We start from the raw sequence: 22,969 nt of genomic DNA, 5'->3' as shown, positions 1-22,969 counted from the left end.
GCTTTTTTCAGCTATTATTCCCACAATCGAGCACACTTAATCGCTACTTTTGCTTCTTCAAATTTACCACATGAAAAATAAAGACCTGACAGCGATACTTTCAGCCTTGGGCGCCGCTTTTTTCTGGAGTTTCTCGTTTGTATGGTTCAAAATAGCGTTTATTGCCTACAAACCAATAACAGTGGTAATACTAAGGCTGGCCATAGCCGCGCTGCTTATAACTGTAATTGCATGGTTCTTAAAACGCTTACAAAGGCCTGAAAAACGAGACTACAAACTGTTTTTCTTTATGTCGATGTTCGAACCCTTCCTGTACTTTTTAGGAGAAAGTTACGGATTGCAATACGTGTCGTCAACAGTGGCCGCAGTAATTGTGGCTACAATTCCATTACTTACACCCGTAGCCGCCTGGTATTTCCACAAAGAAAAAGTAAGAGCGATGAACCTTTTAGGGCTCCTTTTTTCATTTGTCGGTGTTGCTCTTGTTGTGCTAAACGGCAGTTTTAGGTTCGATGCTTCGCCATTGGGCGTTGGGCTTGAATTTATGGCCGTTTTATCAGCAATAGCTTATGCCATTATTCTTAAAAATCTGGCATCGCGCTATAACACGCTAACCATTATTGCTTATCAGAATTTTATCGGTGTAGTATTGTTTTTACCCATCTGGCTTATTGTTGATGTAAAAGACTTTATTCAAACTCCTTTCCATCCGCAGGCCTTCCGGGCAATTGTTTTGCTGGCCGTTTTCTCGTCAACGCTGGCCTTTGTATTTTTCACCCAAAGTGTACGACAAATTGGAGTTACGCGCACAAATACGTTTATAAACCTTATACCGGTGTTTGTGGCCGTTTTATCATTTTTTATTCTGAAAGATGAACTGGGACTTCAAAAAATCGTTGGTATTATTGTGGTTGTCTCGGGGCTATTCCTTTCTCAAATAAAGAAAAAAGATACGAACGGACGCCTAAAAGCGGTTGAAGTACACCGGAAATAAATAGCAGCACAAATGAACATCAATTATAAAACACCGGAAGAATTAAAACTGCTGACCGACAAAAGCCGGCCGGAAACCAATGCTTTGTTGAAAAAGCTGAAAAAGAAAAAACCCAGGCGGCTTGATGACGTGGTGCATGCCCTGCATTACGAAGCCTTTGATAATTTCGATTGCCTGGATTGCGCCAACTGTTGCAAAACTATCGGCCCGCGGCTGATTGACAAAGACATTGAACGACTGGCCAAACACCTGAAAATGAAAGTGCCCGATTTTATGGGGCAATACATAAAGACTGACGAAGACGGCGACTTTGTTTTTAATGAGCACCCCTGCCCTTTTCTGATGCCCGACAACTACTGCATGGTGTACGAAAGCCGGCCAAAAGCCTGTCGCGAATACCCACACACCGACCGAAAACGTTTTTACCAGATTCTCGATCTGTCGCACAAAAACTGCGAAACCTGCCCGGTGGTTTTGGACGTTTTTGAAGAGCTGAAGAAGGAAAATTTTTAAGAGTTACTCCGGGAACAATGCTAATTTTCTGCTTCCGGTGTAACCTCAAAATTCATTTCTCCAAAACATACGGTACCAGTAGTTGTAATCCCTTCCACCAAAACTTTGTAGCGGGCAATATCATCCGATGTAAAAAACGAAATATTCGCCTCTCCGTTATAAAGTTTCACCGAAGGATTCCAGTATAGCGTGGTTCGGTAATCCGGTTTTTCCGAATTCCTGTTTTCGGCGGTATAAATTGGAGAATAAAACTCCCGGTATTTCGAAAAACCATTTATCTTTTGTTTGATTACCCCTTTTAAATGTTTTTCACGCACCTCATCCGGAGCACCACGTTTGGTGTAAATAAAAACGGCACCTCCTGATCCTCTGGAACCCAACAAAGCCATGCCTGTTGGGTTATGCGTATCAATTATATCTACCCTATCAATATTGCTAACAGATATCGGAGGTAATATTGGATTAAATTCATTCGTCCAAAGAATACCATCCAAGTATACGATAAAACTAAATTTAGCACTTCCACCAAGCAACGACATTGGCATATTATTCCCAAAAAATGCAGGCGCTTTTTCGAGTAGAAAATCCTCTAAATAATTAGCCATAAAATCACCCTCTTTGGGTTTAATCATTATATCAGGTTCCGAATAAATCTGCGAAAATTTTACTTCCTCCTGCTCCGGGGCATTGGCCGTAACTTCTACCACATCAATCATTATCACATCTTTTTCAGGTTCAAATTCCTTTTCGGCCATACTTGCATAATAGTTCTGTCGGTAGAGTTCGAGCGGAATTTTATTTCGTTCTGAATACTGTTTGAATATATTCGGATTAAAGGCCGCCGAAATGGTAGTCAACGGTTCAAGCGTTACCCTTGTGTTTTCACTTTCATCACTTTTTCGGGCCTGCAAGGTAATAGCTGCCGAATCGGCCAGATTGATATGCTGAAAAACGAAGCGGCCTTCTTCGTCAGTGGTTTCCCATGAGGTAAATAAACTATCGTTTTGCACCATAAGAAGTACTTCACTATTGCCCACCCGTTTCTTATTCCACAAGTTTGTTACATAACCTTCAATAGTAAAACCTGCAGTAAGAGGATACTTAAAATCCTTTTCATCGGAGTCCTCAATTTTATTCCAGAAATAGCTGCTCCAGCCGTGCGTTAACATCAGTAAATCGAGTTTTTGTTCGGAAGAAATTTCGGGTTCATCGTTGAAATAATCGGCCGGCGATTCAATGCGGCCAATAAGCTCAGCATCGAGGTACAACTGCGACAACATGGTTTGCGATTCACCGAAAGCATTCAAACTATTTTCGTTAACAACAGCAACGGAAAGCCTCACGCTATCCGATAGGAATTTTTCATCGGGAATCAACTTAAAATTTACCAAACTACGATTTGAATAAACTTGATCCTGCAATGCCACCCGGATGGAATTTGTTTCAACATGGTTGTTAAAATACAAACGTTCCGAAACCGGATTTAAATCTTCGTTTAATAACACGAGGCGGTTTATTCCGGCGCCAAATTTAGTCTTCTCAATTTTTACACTAAAATCGTTTTGGCTTGGTTTTACCTTTTTGTAGAAGATAACTTCTCCCCGATTCATGCAGGCCAGCGTGTATTTCTCGCGCAAATAATTTTTAGAGTTACTTAAAATACCAACATGCAAAAGATCTTCGGAATTGTTATACAGCTGAAGTTTTATGCCCTCTTCCTCCGGTTCCCAAAACGCAACTTTTAACCTTGGAAAGGCATTTAAAACCACGGTGTATTTTTCGCCGCTGTTTGGGTAAAAATCAAACTTGCCCAGCCCTTTGTAGTTGGTCTCGAAACGGGCTACAGTTTTTTTGTCTTCATTCAACACTACTCCATTGGTGTTTATACTTTCACCATTCTTCCCCGTAATTTTTACGCCAATAATATTCGGGGTATGTTCCAGCAAAATACCACCTTCAGGGAAAAAACGAACCAGAGGTTCCACTTCCGATCTGTTATTTTCATCCGGGGCATCATCTTCAATCTCAAACGAGTTTTTGGTTCGCTCAATGGGCAGCGATTTGTAAAAATAACTATCGTCGCCAAAGTTTCGGAGGTAGTTGGTGTAAGCCCGGAATACAAAATTACCGGTGAGCACCGAATCGGCAATTGGAATATTCCCTTCCCCGAATCCGTTGCACACAGGAAAAATTTCAGACTTCACTATCGTTCCTGTTGAGTCAATTAAATCAACATGCAAGTTCTGATCATTTTTAACCGGAATATGCGTTTTCGCGTCGAGCAGATAAGCACTCAACCAAATGGTATCGCCCAAAAAGTAGATCTCACGGTCGGTTTGTACATACAGTTTTTGAAAATCAGGACGGTTTTTAGCAGCATCGAAATCCGGATTACCTTGTGAGTAAAGGTTATGAGTGGAGAGTAAAAACAGAAATAACCATGTTAAAGGAGAGCGCATTGGTTTATTTTTTAGTTTCTGTTGATTCAGCTATAAATGTAGAAATAAATAATACAATGTTCAATTGCTTTTATCCGTGAATAACCTTATTTTCAGTCTTTTCTTTATGTTATACACCATCTTTTTATAAATCAGTAACTAAGTCAAACTATTCCCGAAAGGATGTGAGTCGGAGCAATCGACAAACAGATTAAATAGAAAATTTCTAACTTTAAGGCAAATCATAAAAACCAACACCATGGGATACAACGGCCTCGGAATGCAACGCTGGATTTCAACGATGAAACCCAGAAAATACCTTGGAAGACGCAGTAAACCTGATGGAGGTGGCGGTGCTGCATCAGTAGGTCCGGAAGTAAACAGCTACTACCACATAAAAAAACGCGACTTTACCTTTCTAAAAAACAAAACTTATTCCGATAGCTACAAAAAAGAACTTCAATCGAAACTGCAAGAAGAGACAAGAATCAACAATTGGAAGATAATGATGAGTGTTGCAATTGGACTGGTAATAGTATTTCTAATATTTGTATACTTTAACGACCACTTCGATTTATTTTAAAATCCCCGTCATCCACCTAAAAATTACACCCTATGAAAAAACTACTATTAAACGACGGAAACGAACTACCAATAATTGGTTTCGGAACCTATAAATCAAACGAAGAAGAAGGAGTTGATGCGGTAAAATTTGCCCTGCAAAACGGTTACCGTTTAATTGATACGGCGGCCTTTTACTTTAACGAAGAAGCCGTTGGCAAAGGCATAAAAGCCAGTGGTATTCCGCGCGAAGAGATTATTGTAACCACTAAATTATGGCGCGATTGTTTAGGATACGGATCCGCCAAAAAAGAATTCGAAAAATCGCTAAAAAAGCTCGACCTGGATTACATCGACCTCTACCTGATACACTGGCCGGCCAATGCAAAAAACTACAACAACTGGCAAAAAGCCAATGCCGACACCTGGCGTGCCATGGAAGAACTGCAGGCCGAAGGAAAAATAAAATCGATTGGTGTAAGTAATTTCTGGCAGGAACATTTAGATGCACTTTTTAAGACTGCCAATGTAAAACCGGCGGTAAACCAAATTGAGTTTCACCCCGGGTACTGGCAGCCGGAACTGACAGCGTTTTGCCAGAAATACAACATTGTAATTGAAGCCTGGTCGCCACTGGCGCGTGGGCGTGTGTTCGATAATAAAACCTTGCAGCAAATTGCAAAAAACCATAATCAATCGATTGCAAAAGTTTGCCTGCGTTGGATCACTCAACACCATGTGGTGGTTATTCCAAAATCAACTACCCACGAACGAATTCTTGACAATCTGAACTTATTCGATTTCGAACTTACTAAGGAAGAGATGAACTTAATCGACAATCTCCCTGAAATTGGTTTTAGTGGTGAGCTGCCCAATATCTGGCCGGAGCGGCTTCCGGTTGATTAACTGCTGATGGTCTCACCCGGAGTAAGACTATCATTACAACCCGCGTTATCAGTGTGCAAATACCGAAATATCATACCACTCCAATGAAGATTAGAAGATATAAACCCGGGGAAGAAATTCAGCTGATGGAGGTTTTTGTTTCATCAGTAAGAGAAAATGCAGCAAATTATTACAACCGGGAACAGTTACAAGCATGGGCTCCCAATTCTATTGATCGTGAAGAATGGAAAAATAAAATGCATCGAATCAATCCATTTGTAATACTCGATAATGACAAAATTCTTGGATACGCCGATTTGCAGTCCTCAGGTTATATCGATCATTTTTTTGTGCGCGGAGGATATTCAGGCAGAGGAATTGGAAAACAGCTAATGAATTTTCTTCTCCAAAAAGCTAAAAAGAAAGACATAACAGAATTAAGCTCTGATGTTAGTTTGGCAGCTCAGCCATTCTTTAAAAATTTTGGGTTCAAAACGATAAGAAGTAAAAAAGTTGAAGTCAGAGGAGTTGAGCTGGAAAATGCCTTAATGAGAAAAGATATGCTTACTAACGGCAATTAAATGTTTTGATCGTTACATTACAGCGAATATCTTTTCAATCCGCGTCATCAGTGTTCCAATACCGATAATTCCTCCAATGTGTTTCCCCTATAATAATAATTAAATACCTTTGGCGTTTTAGAAAAAATGACGATCGCGCATGAAGCGAAAAATTTACCTTTTTATATTCTTTTGTTTTTCGATGTTTGCGGGAAAGGCCCAAATTGGAGGTGAATATACCTACCAGTTTCTGGAGCTGACGAACTCGGCGCGTATTGCTGCTTTGGGAGGTACTCAAATTGCCATAAACGATTCAAGCGATCTGAACCTGCCCTACGCCAACCCGGCACTACTTCACGAAGACATGGACCACCGCCTTTTGGTAAATTACGTAAATTACCTTGCCGATGTAAATTATGGTTATGCTTCGTACGCCAAAACCTACGATGGAATTGGAAATTTTGCGGTGGGCATGCACTACATCAATTACGGGCAGTTCGATGAAGCCACAGAAGCCGGCGAACTTACCGGAATCACTTTTAAAGCGGCAGAATACGCACTTAACCTCATTTATTCGAACAGCTACAAGAGGCTGAATTACGGGATCAACCTGAAACCTATTTTATCGTCGTTCGAAACCTACCAGTCGTTTGGAATTGCTGCCGACCTGGGGGTAAGTTTTGCCAGCAAAGACGGTTATACAAACCTGGCTTTTGTGGTGCGCAACTTCGGTACACAAATATCAAAGTACTACGATGGAGCCGATAGCGAACGCATTCCGCTGAACATTCAGGCAGGAATCAGCAAACGCTTACAACACGCTCCGCTTGTTTTTTCGGCTACTTTGCAACACCTTAACCACTGGGATCTGGCATCAAGCGATGAAGAGAAGGACTTTAACGGCGAAACCATTCACCAGCGCGAGGAGGGTTTTGCCAAACAAACGATGCGTCACCTGGTGCTGGGAGCAGAGATTCTTCCTTCCGAAAATTTTACCCTGCGAGTGGGTTACAATTACCAACGGCGTCAAGAGCTAAAATTCGACAACAAAGCATCAACTGTTGGGTTTTCTGCCGGGTTCGGCTTAAAAATCAAACGTTTTCATTTTGATTATGCCATTTCCAGATTTCATTTAGCTGGCTCATCTAACCTGTTTTCGGTGTCGGTTAACCTGAACAATAATTTCTAAAATCAGACAATTGAATCTTAATTAAAATTTCCCCATATTTGCTCCAAATTCCTAAAGAAACATGAACGACAAAAAGATTATCATCGCCATTGATGGCCATTCGTCTTGCGGCAAAAGCACCATGGCCAAGTCACTTGCTCAGCGACTTGGATACGTTTATATCGACACCGGAGCCATGTACCGTGTGGTAACTTTGGTTGCCCTTCGCAACGGATGGATTGAGAATAAGATTCCCGACACACAAAAAGTTATCGATGGATTGAAAGACATTAAAATTACATTTCAATGGGATGAAAAAGCCGGAAAAAACACCACTTTCCTGAATGGTGAAAATGTGGAAGATGAGATCCGCCAGTTGGAAGTTTCAGAGAATGTAAGCCCTATTAGTACCATTGCCGAAGTGCGCCATGAAATGGTACGCCAGCAGCGCGAAAACGGGATAAACAAAGGCATTGTTATGGATGGGCGCGATATTGGCACCGTGGTCTTCCCCGATGCCGAACTAAAAATATTTATGACTGCCTCGCCCGAAATTCGTGCACAGCGACGTTACCTCGAACTCACTGAAAAAGGCGACAACGTAAACTTCGAAGAGATTTTGGCTAATGTTGAGGGGCGCGATAAAATTGATTCTACACGGGCCGTAAGTCCCTTAAAACGAGCCGACGATGCATTAATTCTTGATAATAGTGAGCTAACGCGCGAACAACAATTGGATTGGGCCGTTAAGAAAGTAAAAGAAATTACTGAAGGAAAATGATTGTTGAGATAGATAGAAGATCGGGATTCTGTTTTGGCGTGATCAACGCAATCAAAGCAGCGGAGGATGAATTGAAGCAGGCGAAGCAACTGTATTGTTTGGGCGATATCGTTCACAACGGAATGGAAGTGGAACGCCTCGAGAGAATGGGATTAAAATCGATCTCGAAGGAGGAATTTTTTACCCTCAGCAACTGCAAAGTTTTAATCCGCGCCCATGGAGAACCGCCGGAGACTTACGAGTATGCCAAAGCCAATAACGTGGAACTAATTGATGCAACCTGTCCGGTTGTACTAACCTTACAGGAAAAGGTTAAAAGCTCGTATTCCAAACATTCGCAAATTGAAGGGCAGGTAGTTATCTACGGTAAAAAAGGGCACGCCGAAATTGAAGGCCTCAACGGGCAAACCAAACACAATGCCATCATTATTGAAAGTATTGCCGATGTAGACAAGATCGACAAAAGCCGACCGGTTTCGTTGTATTCTCAAACTACCAAGCGAATAGAAGACTTTCATGAAATTGCCCAAAAAGTAAAAGAAACCACCGAGCCGGGAGTTCCGGTTGAAATAAAGGATACCATTTGCCGTCAGGTGTCGAACCGCGTTCCTAACCTGAAAAAGTTTGCAGAACGTTTTGATATGATCCTGTTTGTTGCCGGGCGAAAAAGCTCGAACGGACAATACCTTTACACCATTTGTAAAGAGGTGAATGACGATTCGTATTTCATTTCAAATCTCGACGAAATAAAACAGGAATGGTTTGATGGCGTTAAGTCGGTGGGTATCTGTGGTGCTACCTCAACACCTAACTGGCTGATGGAAGATGTGGAAAAATGGATCCACACCAACTTCGGTTAAGATTATTAAGCGCATTCCATAAAATCCCGTACTTTTAGGCAAATATTTTTTATGCCTGAACTTTTTGCACAAGTAATATTACCCCTGTCGTTGCACGATAGCTTTACCTACAAGGTACCTGCATCGCTGGAGAACGAAATTGCTCCGGGGAAACGGGTAATTGTGCAGTTTGGCAAAAGGAAATTGTATGCGGCTCTGGTCATCTCGCTTTCGGATAAAAAGCCGGATGATATGGAAATAAAGGAAGTTCAGGAAATCCTTGATGACCATCCCATAATTTTTCCGGTAAATTTTAAACTGTGGCAATGGCTCGCGCAGTATTATTGCTGTACGCTGGGCGATGTGTTTCGGGCAGCGCTGCCAACGGGGTTAAAACTCGAAAGCAAATCGAAACTTTTTTTAACCGGGGTTGACGAACCGGTACAACTGAGTCCGAAGGAAGAGCTCATCATTCGGCAACTGCAGGAAGATGTTTCGCAACTTTCGGATATCGAGCACAAGCTGGGAACTGAATTTTCGTTCCAGGCATTGCGCTCGCTGATGGATAAAAAAGTGGTTTATGCCGAAGAAAAGATCAGCAGCAAATACAAACCCAAAACCGAGGCTTTTATAAAACTGCACAGCAGCATTTCTTCCGAAAAAGTGCTTCAGGAAAAGTCCGACTCGTTGAAGCGTGCAAAAAAACAACAGGAATTACTTTTTCATTTTTGCTCGCTTACCAATGCTTTTTCTGACGATCAGATTAATGAAATTCCAAAAAAGGAGTTGCTGGTTGGTACTGCTTTTTCTCCTAACCTTGTAAAGGAGCTGGTAAAAAAGAAAATACTTACTGAGCGCCAGAAACAGGTTTCGAGGTTGGAGGAAGAAAAAATAGAACAGGTAAGCATTAATCTGCTAAACAAATACCAGGCAAAAGCTTACGAGGAGATTAAAACCACTTTCGAAACGCAGCAGGTTACGCTGATTCACGGAATTACGGCCAGCGGCAAAACAGAGATTTACATTCATCTTATCGATGAGATGATAAAAACCGGAAGGCAGGCATTGTACCTTGTTCCGGAAATAGCGCTTACCACGCAAATTGTAAAACGCTTAAAAAATGTTTTTGGCAACAAAGTAGGCATTTACCACTCGAAACTAAACAGCCAGGAACGTGTTGAGATTTGGGAGAAAGTATTGCAATTCAACGACAATCCTAAAGAAGGTTATCAGGTGGTTTTAGGTGCACGTTCGGCGGTGTTTTTACCCTTCTCGAAACTGGGAATTGTAATTGTTGACGAGGAACACGAAAATTCGTTCAAACAATTCGATCCGGCACCACGCTACAACGCCCGCGATATGGCCGTAGTTCTGGGTTACCAAAACGATGCAAAAGTTTTGCTGGGTTCGGCAACTCCTTCGTTCGAATCGTATTACAACGCACTAAAGAACAAATACGGACTGGTAAATCTGATGAAGCGCCACTCGGAAATGGAACTTCCTGAGATTCTTGTTGCCGACATAAAACGTGCTTATAAACGCAAACAAATGCGTTCGTTTTTAACGCCCGAGCTGTTTGAAATGATGGAAACTGCGCTGGAGAAAAACGAACAGATCATCCTTTTCCAAAACCGGCGGGGTTATTCGCCGTACGTTGAATGTTTCTCCTGTGGCGATATTCCCAAATGCCGCAATTGCGACGTAAGTCTCACCTATCATAAATACAAGCGGAGGTTAAGTTGCCATTACTGTGGTTTTAGTTACCAATTGCCTGATAAATGCGATAATTGCGGTTCGCCCGAATTAAAAACCCGGGGTTACGGTACCGAGAAAATTGAGGACGAGCTGAAACCCTTGTTCCGAAATGCTCGGATTGCGCGCATGGATTTGGACACCACGCAATCGAAAAATGCATTTGCCAAAATCGTTAAAAACCTGGAGGACCGAAAAACGGATATCCTGATCGGGACTCAAATGGTAACCAAAGGACTGGATTTTGAACATGTAAGTGTAGTGGGAATTTTAAATGCCGATAACCTGATCAACTTCCCCGATTTCAGGGCACACGAGCGTGCTTACCAGCTTATTTCGCAGGTAGCCGGCCGCGCCGGACGAAAACACAAACAGGGAAAAGTAGTGATTCAGACCTCGCAACCCGATCATCCGCTTATTGGATTGATTCGCGAACAAAACTACCAGGCCACGCTAAAAGAACAGTTTGAAGAACGTCAGCTGTTTAAATATCCGCCTTTTTACCGCCTGGTGAAAATTGTGGTGAAACACAAAAATGTTCAAAGCGTCGACAGGGCTGCCAACCAACTGGCACAAGAACTAAAAAAACATAAACAGCTAATTGTTATGGGGCCGGAATATCCACTGATTAGCCGTATACAACTGTGGCACCACAAAGAGATCTGGATAAAAATTGATCGAAAACTTAACCTCGATCTGGTAAAAAAAGAAATCACCGCTGCCGTAAAAGCAGTCAGGCATCTTCCATCAAACAGCAGCTGCGTTTTTAATATTGATGTTGATCCTGCATAACAAACACAGGATGATCCAGCATCAAGTATCAAGAATAAATAACCAATATTGAATGATCAATATTCAATATCCAACAAGTTCTGCTTTGGAAATTCTACATTGAAAATTGGATATTCAACATTTTAATAACTTCTAGTCTCCTGTATCAATGATCTAGCATCCAAAATCCAGTAACCAGCATCAAGTATCCAGTATCAAACTCTCCCACAAAACATTTTACGCTCAACAATTTTATAAAAACAGAATAAGTTTCTGGTTTTTACATTTGCCTACCGTTGTTTTTTCTTAATTTTGTGCTCATAACATCGTTGTGTGAATAAAGCAGAAGTAGACGAAATATTCAACCGGTTTTCAAAAATACGCGCCATTGTAATTGGCGACGCTATGGTTGACACCTATCTTTGGGGAAAAGTTGACCGCTTATCTCCTGAAGCTCCGGTACCGATTGTATCCGTTACAACACGCGAAAACCGTCTTGGCGGCGCGGCAAACGTATCCCGGAATATTCAGGAACTGGGAGCTACTCCAAAACTTTTTGCGGTGGTTGGCGACGACGACAACGGTAAAGAATTCCTAAATCTTTTAGACAAACGCAAAGTCTCTTCCGAGGGGATATTTATCGATCCGTCGCGAAATACAACGGTAAAAAACCGGGTAATTAGTTCCGGCAAACAAATCGTTCGAATCGACGAAGAATCAATTGATTACATTTCGGAAGAAATGGAAAACAAATTGATCGATGCCATAAAAACAGAAATGGAAACACATCAGGTTGATGTGATCGTTTTTGTTGATTACGACAAAGGTGTGGTTACGCCAAATTTATTCAAAACCATTAACGAACTGGCGCAGGAAAAAGGCATCCCGACTTCTGTTGATCCAAAGAAACGAAACTTTAGCAACTATAAAAATGTATCGCTTTTTAAGCCCAACTTTAAAGAGTTTGTTGAAGGTACAAGGTTCCCGCTAAAAAAAGGCGACCTCGAAAACCTGAAAAAGGCAGCTGAAACCTTTAAAGCAGAGCACCAGTTAAAGTTGATACTCATAACACTTTCAGAACTGGGAGTTTTTATCATCAATGGTGAAGAAGAACAATATTACCCGGTTGCCATTCGCGATATTGCTGATGTTTCAGGTGCCGGCGATACGGTAATCGCAGTGGCCAGTCTGGCAATGGCAGCAGGCCTTCCGCCAAAAATAATCGCACTGCTGTCGAACCTGGCAGGCGGATTGGTTTGCGAGAAAGTCGGGGTCGTTCCGGTTGATCAAACACAGCTAAAAAAAGAGATGAAATCTCAAAAAATTTGAGCGCTTTTCTGTTCAAATCCAAGCGCTTACCAAATTATCCCCCGGGCTACCCCTAAAATTTCACTTTGGTTAATGGTAAATTGTTAACTTTGAAACCGCTCAAGAATAAAAAAGACGCTATAAATGGGAAAAATAATTTCGTTAGCAAACCAGAAGGGAGGAGTTGGTAAAACAACCACAACAATTAATCTGGCTGCAAGTCTGGCAGTACTTGAACAGAAGGTTCTGATTATTGACGCCGACCCGCAGGCAAATGCCACGTCGGGTTTAGGATTCGACCTGAGGAATGTACAATCGAGTATTTACGAATGTATTGTAAATGAAATCGAAGCCGAAAAAGCGGTTTTACACACAGGTATCGATAACCTGGATTTAATTCCGTCTCACATTGATTTGGTTGGTGCTGAAATTGAGATGCTAAACCTGCCAAACCGCGAGAAAGTGTTAAAATCAGCATTGGAAACGATAAAAGACAAGTACGATTTTATTTTTATCGACTGCTCACCATCATTGGGATTAATTACGGTAAATGCCCTTACCGCGTCTGATTCTGTTATCATTCCCGTTCAGTGCGAATATTTTGCACTGGAAGGACTTGGAAAACTGCTGAATACAATTAAGATTATTCAGAACCGTTTGAACCCGGAACTGGAAATCGAAGGATTCCTGCTTACCATGTACGACGGCCGTTTAAACCTGTCGAACCAGGTTTTGGAAGAAGTAAAACACCACTTCCAGGAAATGGTATTCGACACTGTAATTCAGCGTAACGTAAAATTAAGTGAAGCACCCAGCTACGGAAAACCTGTGGTACTTTACGATGCAAGCTCAAAAGGAGCAATTAACCACATGAACCTGGCGCGCGAAATATTACAGCGCAATGCCATGACTAAAATGTCGAAAGACAATGTTGTTATAAATTAAACATTCTTAAGTAAGTATGATGGCAAAAAGGAATGCACTTGGAAGAGGATTAGGCGCATTGATCGACGATGCTGAGAAAATGCAGCAAGGCGCCGGACTGGATGAAATTGAATTAAGCAAGATTGAAGCAAATCCTTTTCAACCCCGCACAAAATTTGACGAAGAGGCACTGGCAGAGCTTTCAGCTTCGATCAAAGAAATTGGATTGATACAGCCCATTACCTTACGAAAAGTTGGCGACAACAAATACCAGATCATTGCCGGAGAGCGTCGTTTCAGAGCATCGCAACTGGCAGGACTGAATAAAATACCGGCTTATGTGCGCAAAGCCAAAGACGATGGTATGCTGGAAATGGCGCTGGTTGAAAACATTCAGCGCGAAGACCTCGACTCCATTGAGATTGCGCTAAGCTACCAACGCCTGATGGACGAGTTGGAATACACGCAGGAAGAACTGAGTGGCCGTGTAGGTAAAAAACGCTCTACAATTGCCAACTACCTGCGTTTGTTAAAACTTCCGGCCATTGTACAAAAGGGATTGATCGACAAAGAAATATCGATGGGTCATGCACGTGCCATCATTAACATTGATGATGCCGATACGCAGATCATGATCTTCGAACAGATTATAAAACACGGGCTTTCGGTTCGGAAAGTGGAAGAGGTTGTTCGCGATTTAAATTCAGGCGAAGAAAAAACAATCGAGACTAAAAAACCTAAGTTCCCAAAAGAGTTTAAGCTAATAAAAACGCAGCTTGACAAGATTTTCAGCCGACGTATCGATTTTTCGATGAACGACAAAGGAAAAGGAAAGATTACCATTCCTTTTACCTCGGAAGCTGATCTGGAAAGAATTGTTAAAATATTTGAAAATCAAAAATAAACCTTAAGAATCACACAATTACTAAGGGTATTTTCTATTTTTGCGCAAAATTATTAGTGTGATTAAACGCGGTTTTTTTTCAAAAATATTGCTTTTTAGCCTGCCATTGTTTTTCAGTTTTAATTTGCTGGGGCAAACCACTGCGCAGGATTCTGCTTTTATTGCACAGGCAAATGAAGTAACCACGAAGGTTGAACATTCGCCTAAAAAAGCTACCCTTTATTCAACTTTTTTACCGGGACTTGGACAGGCCTACAACAAAAAATACTGGAAGATTCCGTTGATTTATGCCGGTTTTGGAACCATCGGTTATTTTATTCACTGGAACAACGACAACTATAAAATTATGCGTCAGGCCTATGCAGATTTAACCGACGGCCCCGGACCATACGGACCAGAGGATCCAACAAATTCATATATGGATTTGGAAGCCACGCAGTATTACGATTTAAATAATCCTACGTATTACAACAATTTTAAAACCGGGCTCGACAAACAACGAAGTTATTACCGGCGTAATCGCGATTTGCTAATTATCAGTATTATTGGATTTTACGGACTGAACATTATCGATGCCAGCGTAGATGCGCACCTGTACGATTTTGATATCAGCGAAGACCTTACATTTAACTGGCAGCCTACAATGCAATACCAGGATTTTCAATACGTTTATGGTGTAAGTTGTACTTTTACTTTTTAAGATGAAACACATTATCATTTATATATTTTCGCTACTACTTTTTACCAACGCCTTGGCGCAGGAAGCTGACACCGCACATACTTTAGATGACCTGCAACTGGAAGCAGACACTACCGGTTTTAACGCATTGGATGTTGATGACATGCTGAATCCTATTTTCTCGGATCAGATGGACAGCATGATGAGCTCGTGGGATATTCAGAACCGTTTTCATTTCGACAATTCGGAAGTAAGAACACTCGATTACCCAAAAAACCTGCCCGACTCGGTTTACATCAACCGTTTTAAAGAAATTGAACAGGTTGTTGATCTTTCTTACAATTCGGTGGTAAATAACTACATAAAGATGTACACCGAAAAACGTCGCGACCTGGTTGAAGTGATGCTTGGTTTATCGGCCTATTACTTCCCTATTTTTGAGGAAACGCTGGACAAATACGATATGCCGCTGGAAATTAAATACCTGGCTATTATTGAGTCGGCACTAAATCCAACGGCACGCTCGCGGGTTGGCGCAAACGGACTGTGGCAATTTATGTACGGCACTGCCCGCAACATGAAACTGGAAATTACCTCGTTTGTTGACGAGCGCCGCGACCCGATAAAAGCCACCGATGCCGCTGCCCGTTATCTTACAAAACTTCATGATATATATGGCGACTGGCATTTAGCCATTGCAGCCTATAACTGTGGCCCCGGAAACGTAAACCGTGCCATCCGCCGCTCGGGAGGAAAAAGAAATTACTGGGAAATCTATTATCGGTTGCCACGCGAAACCAGAGGTTACGTACCGGCATTTATTGCGGCAACTTATACTTTCGAATATTACAAGGAGCACAACTTAGTACCACGTTTCCCGGAGATCGAACTGTCGGTTGATACCGTAATGGTGAACGACTACCTGCACTTTGACCAGGTAAGTGCAAAACTGCATATCGAAAAGGAACAACTGCGCGCGCTTAACCCAATGTATCGCCGCGATGTGATTCCGGCCAAAGCAAACAAACCTTATCCTTTGGTGCTGCCCAATGATGTGATCCTTGATTTTGTTGATCAGGATACTGCAATTTTTGCTTTCGAACGCAACAAATACTTCCCCAACAATACCTTAATGGACCCAACAAGCAGCAACAGCAGTTACTTTACGCCTGTTGACATTAAAGGGAAAGCAAAGGTGGTTTACACCGTTAAAGCAGGCGACAATGTTGGATTTATATCGTCGTGGTTTCATGTGCGTACTTCCGATTTACGGTATTGGAACAACATTAACCGCGATATCATTCGTGTGGGCCAGAAACTGGCCATTTACGTTCCTGAAAAAGACAAGGAAAAATACGAGCAGGTTGCCAGTATGAGTTTTGCTGAAAAACAGGCTTCGATCGGGAAATCGTCAACACCAAACACAACGCGTACAACAAAACCTCTTGATCCGAATTTTGAATATTACACCGTGCGTAAAGGCGATACCTTATGGGACATTGCCCAGAAATATGCAGGAATTTCGGCTGATGAGATTATGCGGTTAAATGAGCTGAAAAACGACCGCGGATTGTATATTGGGCAGAAATTAAAGATCAAACGTAAAGGGTAATTCAAAATCGGCGAATATCCCAAAAATCTGTGTCATCAGCGTGCCAACTTCTTCCGCATACGTTTTGGCCCGTACCACAACCAAAATCCGGTTACACTAAACAACAATAACGCCAAACCGGTAATGCTGGAATAAAAAAGTTTTAGCCCGCCATCGGTCCTGAACCAGTGATCGAGCACCGAGCCATCGTGTATATTTTCAATTAAATCCGACCAGCGGCGTTCAATTTGTAAAACCGCCCCCGTTGCACCGTCTAACTGAATACCCCAGTAGCCTTCGTTAAACACAAATTTTACCATCCCCTTCTTTTGCCGAACATCAATTTTATCCAACTCGGGTACGGTTTCAGCAGAAATAGAGTCACGGTAAACCTGAAGCGCAATACTTTGCAGTCGTTCCAGGGGCAGCCATTCGCTCAACTCGGTTGAAGTTCCCTTTTGCGATTTGGGCAGAATAAGACCGCCACTGTTCTTTTTCCACGTCAATAAAATTCCGGAAATGGCAACGAATAAAAAAAATACAAATAATACAAGGCCTGTAATCCGGTGTATCTTTCTGAAATTCCGAATCAGTTTTGCTTGTTTTGCTCTGCTGGGATTTTGGCTCATACGAATAAACAAATGGTTAGTTGGCCGTAACTCTTTTTGGTTTTCCGGCTATAATTTTGGAGCCAAAAATAACAGAATTTCGCCTTATTTTACCTGAAGTGGGATTTGCACATTAAACGACTCACCTTTCTTTGTCGGGTTGATATTGATGATGGAACAAGCTGCGTAGAGAACCTGTGGATTTCCTTCTTCGTCAATTAACATTTGTGGACGCTCCAAACGATCGACCTTTATAGTGTCGCCCGATTGCAGCACCACTTGTTTTTTCATAAAAAACGGATCGGCAGGTTTTGTCCATTTTATTCCGTCGATTGATTCAAGAATTGCCAAACCCGGATCTGCTCCGGTTATTTTGCCCGAAAAATCCTTGAACACTGCATAAAATTTCTGCTGCGTTTTGTGGTACCAAACATACGGGTCTTCGGCCGATGCGATTTTCCCATCCTCAGTTCTGAAATCAAAAATAATATCATCAAGTGGCGTAAACGGCCCTGTTGGAGAGTCGGAAAGTGCCACACCATGCACGCCGCGCCAGTTCGGATCGTAAAGGTTTCCTTTAAAGTACAGCAGGTATTTTCCATCAGCCGGGCGGTAAGTCACTGCCGGATTCACCACAATAATATTGTCGGGTTTTGGTTGCGTTCCTTCCGGCGACGGATTAACAATATTATCCGGTTTTACCCGGGTTCGGGGCGACAACAATGGCTCGTCGGGGCGGCTAAAATTACCTTCCATCAGATCCTCGAAACTATCAAATTCAATTACTGCAATTTTTTGGTTTTGCTGAACACGGTTGCGTTTACTCAGCTTTTCGCCGGGCGAACCTACGGGCTGCACCCCCGGATCTTTCGAGCCAATATAATACAGGTAATATTTCCCTTTGAATTTTTTGAGGTGCGGATTCGACACCATTTGAGCGTCCCAGGCTGTGCTGTCGCCATTGAGCGCCTGCCCGCGCAATACTATTTTTTTTAACTTAAAATCACGGTCGGGATAATCAGAAACGGCATAAGCCAGTTTCGAATGCAGCACCCAACCATCGGTAAATGCCGGCAATGAGTCGCCACATTCAAAAACATTGTAAATCATGTGGTATTTGCCGTCGTCGCCTTTTAATACGCTACCACCCCAAACAAAACGATCGGGATCGTTAAGCACTGAAGGCCCGGTAAGAATATTTCCATTAACCACAGCATCAATCGGCAATGCCTCAATACTTAATTTTTCAGAGCTTTTATTGTTACATCCTGAAATGGCAAGGAGAAAAATAAACCCGATAAAAATGTACAATACGTTCTTTTGCATTTTATTCGATTTATTGGTTGAAAAATAACGCGCATGGTTTATACAAAAAAACTCATATAAACACTTACAATTATTCCTGTGAAGCTATTGAATATTAATCTTCTGCCCCAGCGCTTTTATCTCCTGCTCCAGTTTATTGCGTTTTTTTATGGCTTTCGATAAAGCCAGTGCATCGCGAACAGCTTCTTTGTCGTAGGTTTCCAGAATAATATAATAGTACTCTTTACCCAGAAAAACAGCTTTAAGGTTGCGGTCGACATGATTGGCAATAAACTCAATTACGCCATTGTCTTTACCGTTTCGGTACGATACCTTTTCCCATTTCGCTTCCATAAAATCGCTGCGGTGGTTATCAACCGAACCAATCGGAATCTCTTCGGTTTTAGCATCGTCTCCACTGTCGTACACCCGAAGCCCGGTGTGATTCAACCAGTTTTCTCCGTGGTAATTACTGCTTAAATACAATTCGCCGCGCTCATCCAAATGCACCTGAATATACGAACGGTCCCACGCCCGGGTAAAAGTCTGGCGTTTGTGTGTATATTGAGTATACCGGTCGAATTCAGTCTTTTCTTTTACAAACGATTTTTCCAGCTCTGCAACCTGAACTTCTAACGAATCAAGTTCAGCCTCCTTCCGCTGCATCACCTCAAAACGAACTTCCTGTAACAGATTTTTTGCCGCATTGGCCGAATACATTGCTTCGGGGTAAAGTTTTGGAATACTGTCTAACTGACGAATCGCTTCAGCCGTATCGTTTTTAGCCAGCAGGTTTTTAGCCAGATCGATCTTTACACGCGCCTTATCTTCATCCGACGGGCCGCATGAAACAAAAATTATTAGCACTAAAAGCAACAGGTATTGAACAGAAATCTTCATTCGTATATTATTGTTTATTTTTGGCAATTCACCATTTGTACAAAAGTAGTATTTTAATACTATTTACAGTAACGAAGAAAAGCCGGTTTATTATCATGAACACCAATTCTGTAGAGTTTTTTAATACCAAAGACAACGAAAAATTCCCTGATACCAGCGCCATAATAATTGCGGCCTGGCACCTGTCGAATTCTGAGAATATCGGCAAAATCATTCGGCTGGCTCATAACCTGGGAGCCACTGAAGCTTTGTTTGTTCGCGAATCGGAAAATCATCGTGAATCGAAAATTAAAAAGACGGCCGGATTTTCGTACGACCAGATGAATTGGCGTTTTATTTCGGAAAACGATTTTATTGAACTGCTGGGTTCCGGTTTTCAGCTTACCATTGTTGAAACCTGCGACGGAGCCACAAATATTTACCGCGAAAATCTACCACAGAAAACCATATTGCTTGCCGGAAGCGAATCGCACGGCCTTCCGGAAAATATTATTAAAATGGCTAATAAAAGTGTTTATATTCCCATGCCCGGAGGCTGCAAATCGTTAAATATTTCCAATGCATTGTCGGTTGCGGCATTCGAGTGGTACCGCCAGCAGACCCGAGTTTAAAACAGTGATTCCATTGCCAGTCAAACCGTTATCATTTTACAATATTAAAATAAACCCGGCTTCGTGCTCGGAATAATAGATTTTTTCTATCTTTAAATCAAAAATCGACTTACGCCATGATTACCCTAACCCAATTAGAGTACATTACTGCCGTTGACACTCATCGTCATTTTGGCAAAGCTGCTGAGGCTTGTTTTATAACTCAGCCAACACTTTCCATGCAAATTAAAAAGCTGGAAGAAGACCTCGAAATCATCATTTTCGACAGGAGTAAACAACCGCTTATCCCAACCGATGTTGGTGTTCGAATAATTGAACAGGCGCGGGTGGTTTTAAAACAGGCCGAAGAAATAAACAATATTGTAAAAGACCATAAAAACCAGGTTTCAGGCATGTTGCGCATTGGCATTATTCCAACGCTGGCGCCCTACTTACTTCCTATTTTTGTTGGAAACTACAAAAAGAAATACCCGAATATTTTTATAAAGGTGGTGGAAGCAACCACCGAAAATATTATCAATCTTTTGCACAAAGACCTTATCGACGTTGGTATTCTGGTAACTCCGCTGCATGAAGAAAAAATATTGGAGAAACCACTGTTTTACGAGGAAATGCTGATTTATGCCAATAGCGGACACAAATTGCACAAGCAAAAAGAAATTACGGTTGAAGATATTGCAACACCCGAAATATGGCTGCTGAGCGACGGGCACTGTTTCCGCGACCAGGTAATTAACCTGTGTTCGTACCTGGGAACAACCGATAGCCAGTTGCCATTCCATTTTGAAGCCGGCTCGTTGGAGACATTGATGAACATTGTTGACCGTGAAGGTGGAATAACACTTATTCCAGAGTTGGCAAAAGCTACCATGTCGCAAAAAAGAGCTTACAACGTGGAGAATTTCACCAGCATAAAACCCTTGCGTGAAGTTAGCCTGGTGTACTCGCGGCACTATGCAAAACACAAATTAATTAACCTGCTTTGGCGCGAAATTAAAGACTCGGTTCCAAAAGAATTGCAGGATGAAAACCGCGGAACGATTGTAGAATGGCGCTAGCGTAAAATTAATTAAACCGAAGAATACGGATTAGAAATGGCTATTTTTTCATCCCCTTCTTTTCCCCTTCGACGAGGAATTCGCACTAACTCGGTGCAGTAGAAATTGGATAATCCTCCTTTTGAAGAAGTTGGCTGACGAAGGAAGCCGGAGGATATAATGTAATTGAAGAGGCAGGATTTTCAAAAAAGAACGTTCAGAAGAAAGAATTGATTGTTAAATAAATCTTACTTCCGAATTTTTCTTGCGGAAGCTATTGCAGAATAAATTTTTTATATATCTTTGCGCCGCAATTCGCGGATGTGGCGGAATTGGTAGACGCGCTAGACTTAGGATCTAGTACCTATGGTGTGGGGGTTCGAGTCCCTTCATCCGCACTCAAAAAAAACCGCCGACCCTAATTTTTAAAATGGGTTGGCGTTTTTTGCATTTTAGGGGTATAAATAAATTTATCATCATGAATATTAATTTAGAAAACATCGACCAGGTTAATGCGGTAATCAACCTTACCATCGAAAAAACTGATTATGAAAAACAAGTTGCCGATGTTTTAAAAGACTATCGTCAAAAAGCTTCAATTCCAGGATTCCGCCCCGGAAAAGTTCCGGCAGGCCTTATCAAGAAAAGATTTGGAACAGCTGTTTTGGTTGAAGAGGTAAATAAACTGATCTCTCAAAACCTGTCGAAATATATGATTGATGAAAAACTTCCGATACTTGGTGAGCCAATGCCAAACGAGGAAAAACAAAAACCAATCGACTGGGAAAAAGATGAGTCGTTTGAGTTTGCTTTCGATGTGGCTTTGGCTCCTGAAGTAAAAGTTTCGCTCGACAAACGCAACAAATACACTTATTACAATATTGCCGTTTCTGACGAGATGGTTCAACAACAGGTTGACATGGCAGCTTCTCAGCTGGGAGAAAATCTTCCTGCCGACGAAGCAAAAGAAGACAGCACTGTTCGCGGTAACTTTGTTCTGCTTGATGCTGAAGGCAACGAAGTGGAAGGCGGAATTGCTCCTGAAGGTGTACTTTTAGCGGTTGACAAAATCAAAGACGAAGAAATTAAAAACGCATTTGTTGGTTGCAAAAAAGACGATATCATCGTTTTCAACCCGGTAAAAGCGTTCGAAAATAACCACGAAGTTGCGCACATGCTTAACATTAAGCCTGAAGAAGCCGAAACTTTGGAAAGCGAATTCAGATACACTGTTACCGAAATTCTTCAGTTCCAAAAAGCTGAATTAAACGAAGAGTTGTTTAAAAAGCTTTACGGCGAAGAGACTGAAATTAAAACGCTTGAGGATTTCAAAGCAAAAATCAAAGAAGACCTGTCTAAAAACCTGGTATTCTCATCTGATCATAAATTTGCATTAGACACCCGCGACGCGCTGGTTGAAAAAGCTGAGCTGGAAATGCCGGAGGAATTTTTGAAGCGTTGGTTGGTGGCAGTAAACAAAGAATTAACACAGGAGCAAATCGAAAACGAATTCCCTGCATTTATTCTTGATTTGAAATGGCAATTGATTAAAGATGCCATCGCAAAAGAAAACGAACTGAAAGTTGACGCTGAAGAAGCTGAAGACTTTGCCAAGAAAATGGCAATGGCACAGTTTCAACAGTACGGAATCTACGATGCACCGGAGGAACAGCTGGAATCGTTCGCAAAAATGATGCTTGAAAAACCTGAAGAAAAAGAACGCATCTACAAAAAATTGTTGGAAGACAAAGTGGTAGAAGTGGTGAAAGAGAAAGTTACCATTCAGGAAGAAGAAGTATCGCAGGAAAAATTCAACGAAATGATGCAAACTGCCCAATAG

Annotated in this window: 21 protein-coding genes and 1 tRNA gene; 18 read left to right on the top strand and 4 right to left on the bottom strand. The window is 41.8% G+C overall.

Annotated features, from left to right (window positions below; translation table 11 throughout):
• Nucleotides 1-70 precede the first annotated feature (70 nt).
• Both LH29_RS03200 and LH29_RS03195 read left to right on the top strand, forming a co-directional pair.
• Complete coding sequence (locus LH29_RS03200; protein WP_045026076.1) at nt 71-994, top strand: DMT family transporter; 924 nt, start codon at nt 71-73, stop codon at nt 992-994.
• 12 nt (nt 995-1,006) lie between these two features.
• Nucleotides 1,007-1,507: a YkgJ family cysteine cluster protein gene (locus LH29_RS03195; protein ID WP_045026075.1), complete on the top strand. Its 501-nt coding sequence runs from the start codon at nt 1,007-1,009 to the stop codon at nt 1,505-1,507.
• Nucleotides 1,508-1,527: 20 nt separating this feature from the next.
• Here LH29_RS03195 and LH29_RS03190 read toward each other — a convergent pair whose 3' ends face one another.
• On the bottom strand, nt 1,528-3,966 hold the full coding sequence (locus LH29_RS03190) for a hypothetical protein (RefSeq protein ID WP_045026074.1): 2,439 nt from the start codon (nt 3,964-3,966) through the stop codon (nt 1,528-1,530).
• 238 nt (nt 3,967-4,204) lie between these two features.
• Between LH29_RS03190 and LH29_RS03185 the strand changes: the two genes are divergently transcribed.
• The 12 genes from LH29_RS03185 (at nt 4,205) to LH29_RS03130 (ending at nt 16,689) form a co-directional block, all read left to right on the top strand.
• A complete protein-coding gene (locus tag LH29_RS03185) occupies nt 4,205-4,528 on the top strand; it encodes a hypothetical protein (protein ID WP_045026073.1) in 324 nt (107 codons plus the stop codon).
• Between the two features lie 32 nt (nt 4,529-4,560).
• Entirely contained in the window at nt 4,561-5,412 is an 852-nt protein-coding gene (locus tag LH29_RS03180) for an aldo/keto reductase (RefSeq protein WP_045026072.1), read from the top strand.
• 83 nt (nt 5,413-5,495) lie between these two features.
• Nucleotides 5,496-5,972 carry a GNAT family N-acetyltransferase gene (locus LH29_RS03175; protein ID WP_045026071.1) on the top strand — a complete coding sequence of 159 codons (477 nt, stop codon included), beginning with the start codon at nt 5,496-5,498 and terminating at the stop codon, nt 5,970-5,972.
• 139 nt (nt 5,973-6,111) lie between these two features.
• Entirely contained in the window at nt 6,112-7,140 is a 1,029-nt protein-coding gene (gene porQ / locus LH29_RS03170) for a type IX secretion system protein PorQ (protein WP_045026070.1), read from the top strand.
• A gap of 61 nt (nt 7,141-7,201) precedes the next feature.
• Nucleotides 7,202-7,900 carry a (d)CMP kinase gene (gene cmk / locus LH29_RS03165; protein ID WP_045026069.1) on the top strand — a complete coding sequence of 233 codons (699 nt, stop codon included), beginning with the start codon at nt 7,202-7,204 and terminating at the stop codon, nt 7,898-7,900.
• On the top strand, nt 7,897-8,760 hold the full coding sequence (locus LH29_RS03160; RefSeq protein WP_045026068.1) for a 4-hydroxy-3-methylbut-2-enyl diphosphate reductase: 864 nt from the start codon (nt 7,897-7,899) through the stop codon (nt 8,758-8,760). The genes cmk and LH29_RS03160 overlap by 4 nt, the downstream gene beginning before the upstream one ends.
• Before the next feature lie 51 nt (nt 8,761-8,811).
• Nucleotides 8,812-11,283 carry a replication restart helicase PriA gene (gene priA / locus LH29_RS03155; protein WP_045026067.1) on the top strand — a complete coding sequence of 824 codons (2,472 nt, stop codon included), beginning with the start codon at nt 8,812-8,814 and terminating at the stop codon, nt 11,281-11,283.
• 312 nt (nt 11,284-11,595) lie between these two features.
• A complete protein-coding gene (locus LH29_RS03150; protein WP_045026066.1) occupies nt 11,596-12,591 on the top strand; it encodes a bifunctional heptose 7-phosphate kinase/heptose 1-phosphate adenyltransferase in 996 nt (331 codons plus the stop codon).
• Between the two features lie 123 nt (nt 12,592-12,714).
• A complete protein-coding gene (locus LH29_RS03145; RefSeq protein ID WP_045026065.1) occupies nt 12,715-13,515 on the top strand; it encodes a ParA family protein in 801 nt (266 codons plus the stop codon).
• 16 nt (nt 13,516-13,531) lie between these two features.
• Nucleotides 13,532-14,398, top strand: a complete 867-nt coding sequence (locus LH29_RS03140; protein ID WP_232302814.1) for a ParB/RepB/Spo0J family partition protein — start codon at nt 13,532-13,534, stop codon at nt 14,396-14,398.
• A gap of 58 nt (nt 14,399-14,456) precedes the next feature.
• A complete protein-coding gene (locus tag LH29_RS03135; protein WP_045028583.1) occupies nt 14,457-15,098 on the top strand; it encodes a DUF5683 domain-containing protein in 642 nt (213 codons plus the stop codon).
• A 1-nt stretch (nt 15,099) separates the two neighbouring features.
• On the top strand, nt 15,100-16,689 hold the full coding sequence (locus LH29_RS03130; protein ID WP_052670570.1) for a lytic transglycosylase domain-containing protein: 1,590 nt from the start codon (nt 15,100-15,102) through the stop codon (nt 16,687-16,689).
• Nucleotides 16,690-16,724: 35 nt separating this feature from the next.
• On the opposite strand, the gene LH29_RS03125 is transcribed toward LH29_RS03130, so the two are convergent.
• The 3 genes from LH29_RS03125 to LH29_RS03115 form a co-directional block, all read right to left on the bottom strand.
• Nucleotides 16,725-17,297 (bottom strand): PepSY domain-containing protein, encoded by a 573-nt coding sequence (locus LH29_RS03125; protein ID WP_045026064.1) that lies wholly within the window; start codon nt 17,295-17,297, stop codon nt 16,725-16,727.
• An 84-nt stretch (nt 17,298-17,381) separates the two neighbouring features.
• Nucleotides 17,382-18,602: a glycoside hydrolase family protein gene (locus LH29_RS03120; RefSeq protein ID WP_045026063.1), complete on the bottom strand. Its 1,221-nt coding sequence runs from the start codon at nt 18,600-18,602 to the stop codon at nt 17,382-17,384.
• An 84-nt stretch (nt 18,603-18,686) separates the two neighbouring features.
• Nucleotides 18,687-19,481 carry a hypothetical protein gene (locus LH29_RS03115; protein WP_157493547.1) on the bottom strand — a complete coding sequence of 265 codons (795 nt, stop codon included), beginning with the start codon at nt 19,479-19,481 and terminating at the stop codon, nt 18,687-18,689.
• A 95-nt stretch (nt 19,482-19,576) separates the two neighbouring features.
• Here LH29_RS03115 and LH29_RS23595 point away from each other — a divergent pair, with 95 nt between their 5' ends.
• The 4 genes from LH29_RS23595 (at nt 19,577) to tig (ending at nt 22,969) form a co-directional block, all read left to right on the top strand.
• Nucleotides 19,577-20,092 (top strand): TrmH family RNA methyltransferase, encoded by a 516-nt coding sequence (locus tag LH29_RS23595; RefSeq protein WP_198152334.1) that lies wholly within the window; start codon nt 19,577-19,579, stop codon nt 20,090-20,092.
• A 116-nt stretch (nt 20,093-20,208) separates the two neighbouring features.
• Nucleotides 20,209-21,150, top strand: a complete 942-nt coding sequence (locus LH29_RS03105) for a LysR substrate-binding domain-containing protein (protein ID WP_232302813.1) — start codon at nt 20,209-20,211, stop codon at nt 21,148-21,150.
• A 296-nt stretch (nt 21,151-21,446) separates the two neighbouring features.
• Nucleotides 21,447-21,527, top strand: a tRNA-Leu gene (locus LH29_RS03100).
• An 80-nt stretch (nt 21,528-21,607) separates the two neighbouring features.
• A complete protein-coding gene (gene tig, locus LH29_RS03095; RefSeq protein WP_045028575.1) occupies nt 21,608-22,969 on the top strand; it encodes a trigger factor in 1,362 nt (453 codons plus the stop codon).

Origin of the sequence: Draconibacterium sediminis (genome assembly GCF_000949475.1) — a bacterium.
Lineage (GTDB): Bacteria > Bacteroidota > Bacteroidia > Bacteroidales > Prolixibacteraceae > Draconibacterium > Draconibacterium sediminis.
The sequence above is the reverse complement of the archived record's forward strand: the minus strand, read 5'-3'. Positions and strand labels throughout refer to the sequence as shown.

Excerpts from the sequence above, each read along its gene's own strand:
- LH29_RS03140 (WP_232302814.1), top strand. The coding sequence starts at position 13,532 with ATGATGGCAAAAAGGAATGCACTTGGAAGAGGATTAGGCGCATTGATC.
- LH29_RS03145 (WP_045026065.1), top strand. The coding sequence starts at position 12,715 with ATGGGAAAAATAATTTCGTTAGCAAACCAGAAGGGAGGAGTTGGTAAA.
- porQ (WP_045026070.1), top strand. The coding sequence starts at position 6,112 with ATGAAGCGAAAAATTTACCTTTTTATATTCTTTTGTTTTTCGATGTTT.
- LH29_RS03175 (WP_045026071.1), top strand. The coding sequence starts at position 5,496 with ATGAAGATTAGAAGATATAAACCCGGGGAAGAAATTCAGCTGATGGAG.
- LH29_RS03125 (WP_045026064.1), bottom strand. The coding sequence starts at position 17,297 with ATGAGCCAAAATCCCAGCAGAGCAAAACAAGCAAAACTGATTCGGAAT.
- LH29_RS03180 (WP_045026072.1), top strand. The coding sequence starts at position 4,561 with ATGAAAAAACTACTATTAAACGACGGAAACGAACTACCAATAATTGGT.
- LH29_RS03190 (WP_045026074.1), bottom strand. The coding sequence starts at position 3,966 with ATGCGCTCTCCTTTAACATGGTTATTTCTGTTTTTACTCTCCACTCAT.
- LH29_RS03185 (WP_045026073.1), top strand. The coding sequence starts at position 4,205 with ATGGGATACAACGGCCTCGGAATGCAACGCTGGATTTCAACGATGAAA.
- priA (WP_045026067.1), top strand. The coding sequence starts at position 8,812 with ATGCCTGAACTTTTTGCACAAGTAATATTACCCCTGTCGTTGCACGAT.
- tig (WP_045028575.1), top strand. The coding sequence starts at position 21,608 with ATGAATATTAATTTAGAAAACATCGACCAGGTTAATGCGGTAATCAAC.
- LH29_RS03115 (WP_157493547.1), bottom strand. The coding sequence starts at position 19,481 with ATGAAGATTTCTGTTCAATACCTGTTGCTTTTAGTGCTAATAATTTTT.
- cmk (WP_045026069.1), top strand. The coding sequence starts at position 7,202 with ATGAACGACAAAAAGATTATCATCGCCATTGATGGCCATTCGTCTTGC.
- LH29_RS23595 (WP_198152334.1), top strand. The coding sequence starts at position 19,577 with ATGAACACCAATTCTGTAGAGTTTTTTAATACCAAAGACAACGAAAAA.
- LH29_RS03160 (WP_045026068.1), top strand. The coding sequence starts at position 7,897 with ATGATTGTTGAGATAGATAGAAGATCGGGATTCTGTTTTGGCGTGATC.
- LH29_RS03105 (WP_232302813.1), top strand. The coding sequence starts at position 20,209 with ATGATTACCCTAACCCAATTAGAGTACATTACTGCCGTTGACACTCAT.
- LH29_RS03200 (WP_045026076.1), top strand. The coding sequence starts at position 71 with ATGAAAAATAAAGACCTGACAGCGATACTTTCAGCCTTGGGCGCCGCT.
- LH29_RS03130 (WP_052670570.1), top strand. The coding sequence starts at position 15,100 with ATGAAACACATTATCATTTATATATTTTCGCTACTACTTTTTACCAAC.
- LH29_RS03195 (WP_045026075.1), top strand. The coding sequence starts at position 1,007 with ATGAACATCAATTATAAAACACCGGAAGAATTAAAACTGCTGACCGAC.
- LH29_RS03120 (WP_045026063.1), bottom strand. The coding sequence starts at position 18,602 with ATGCAAAAGAACGTATTGTACATTTTTATCGGGTTTATTTTTCTCCTT.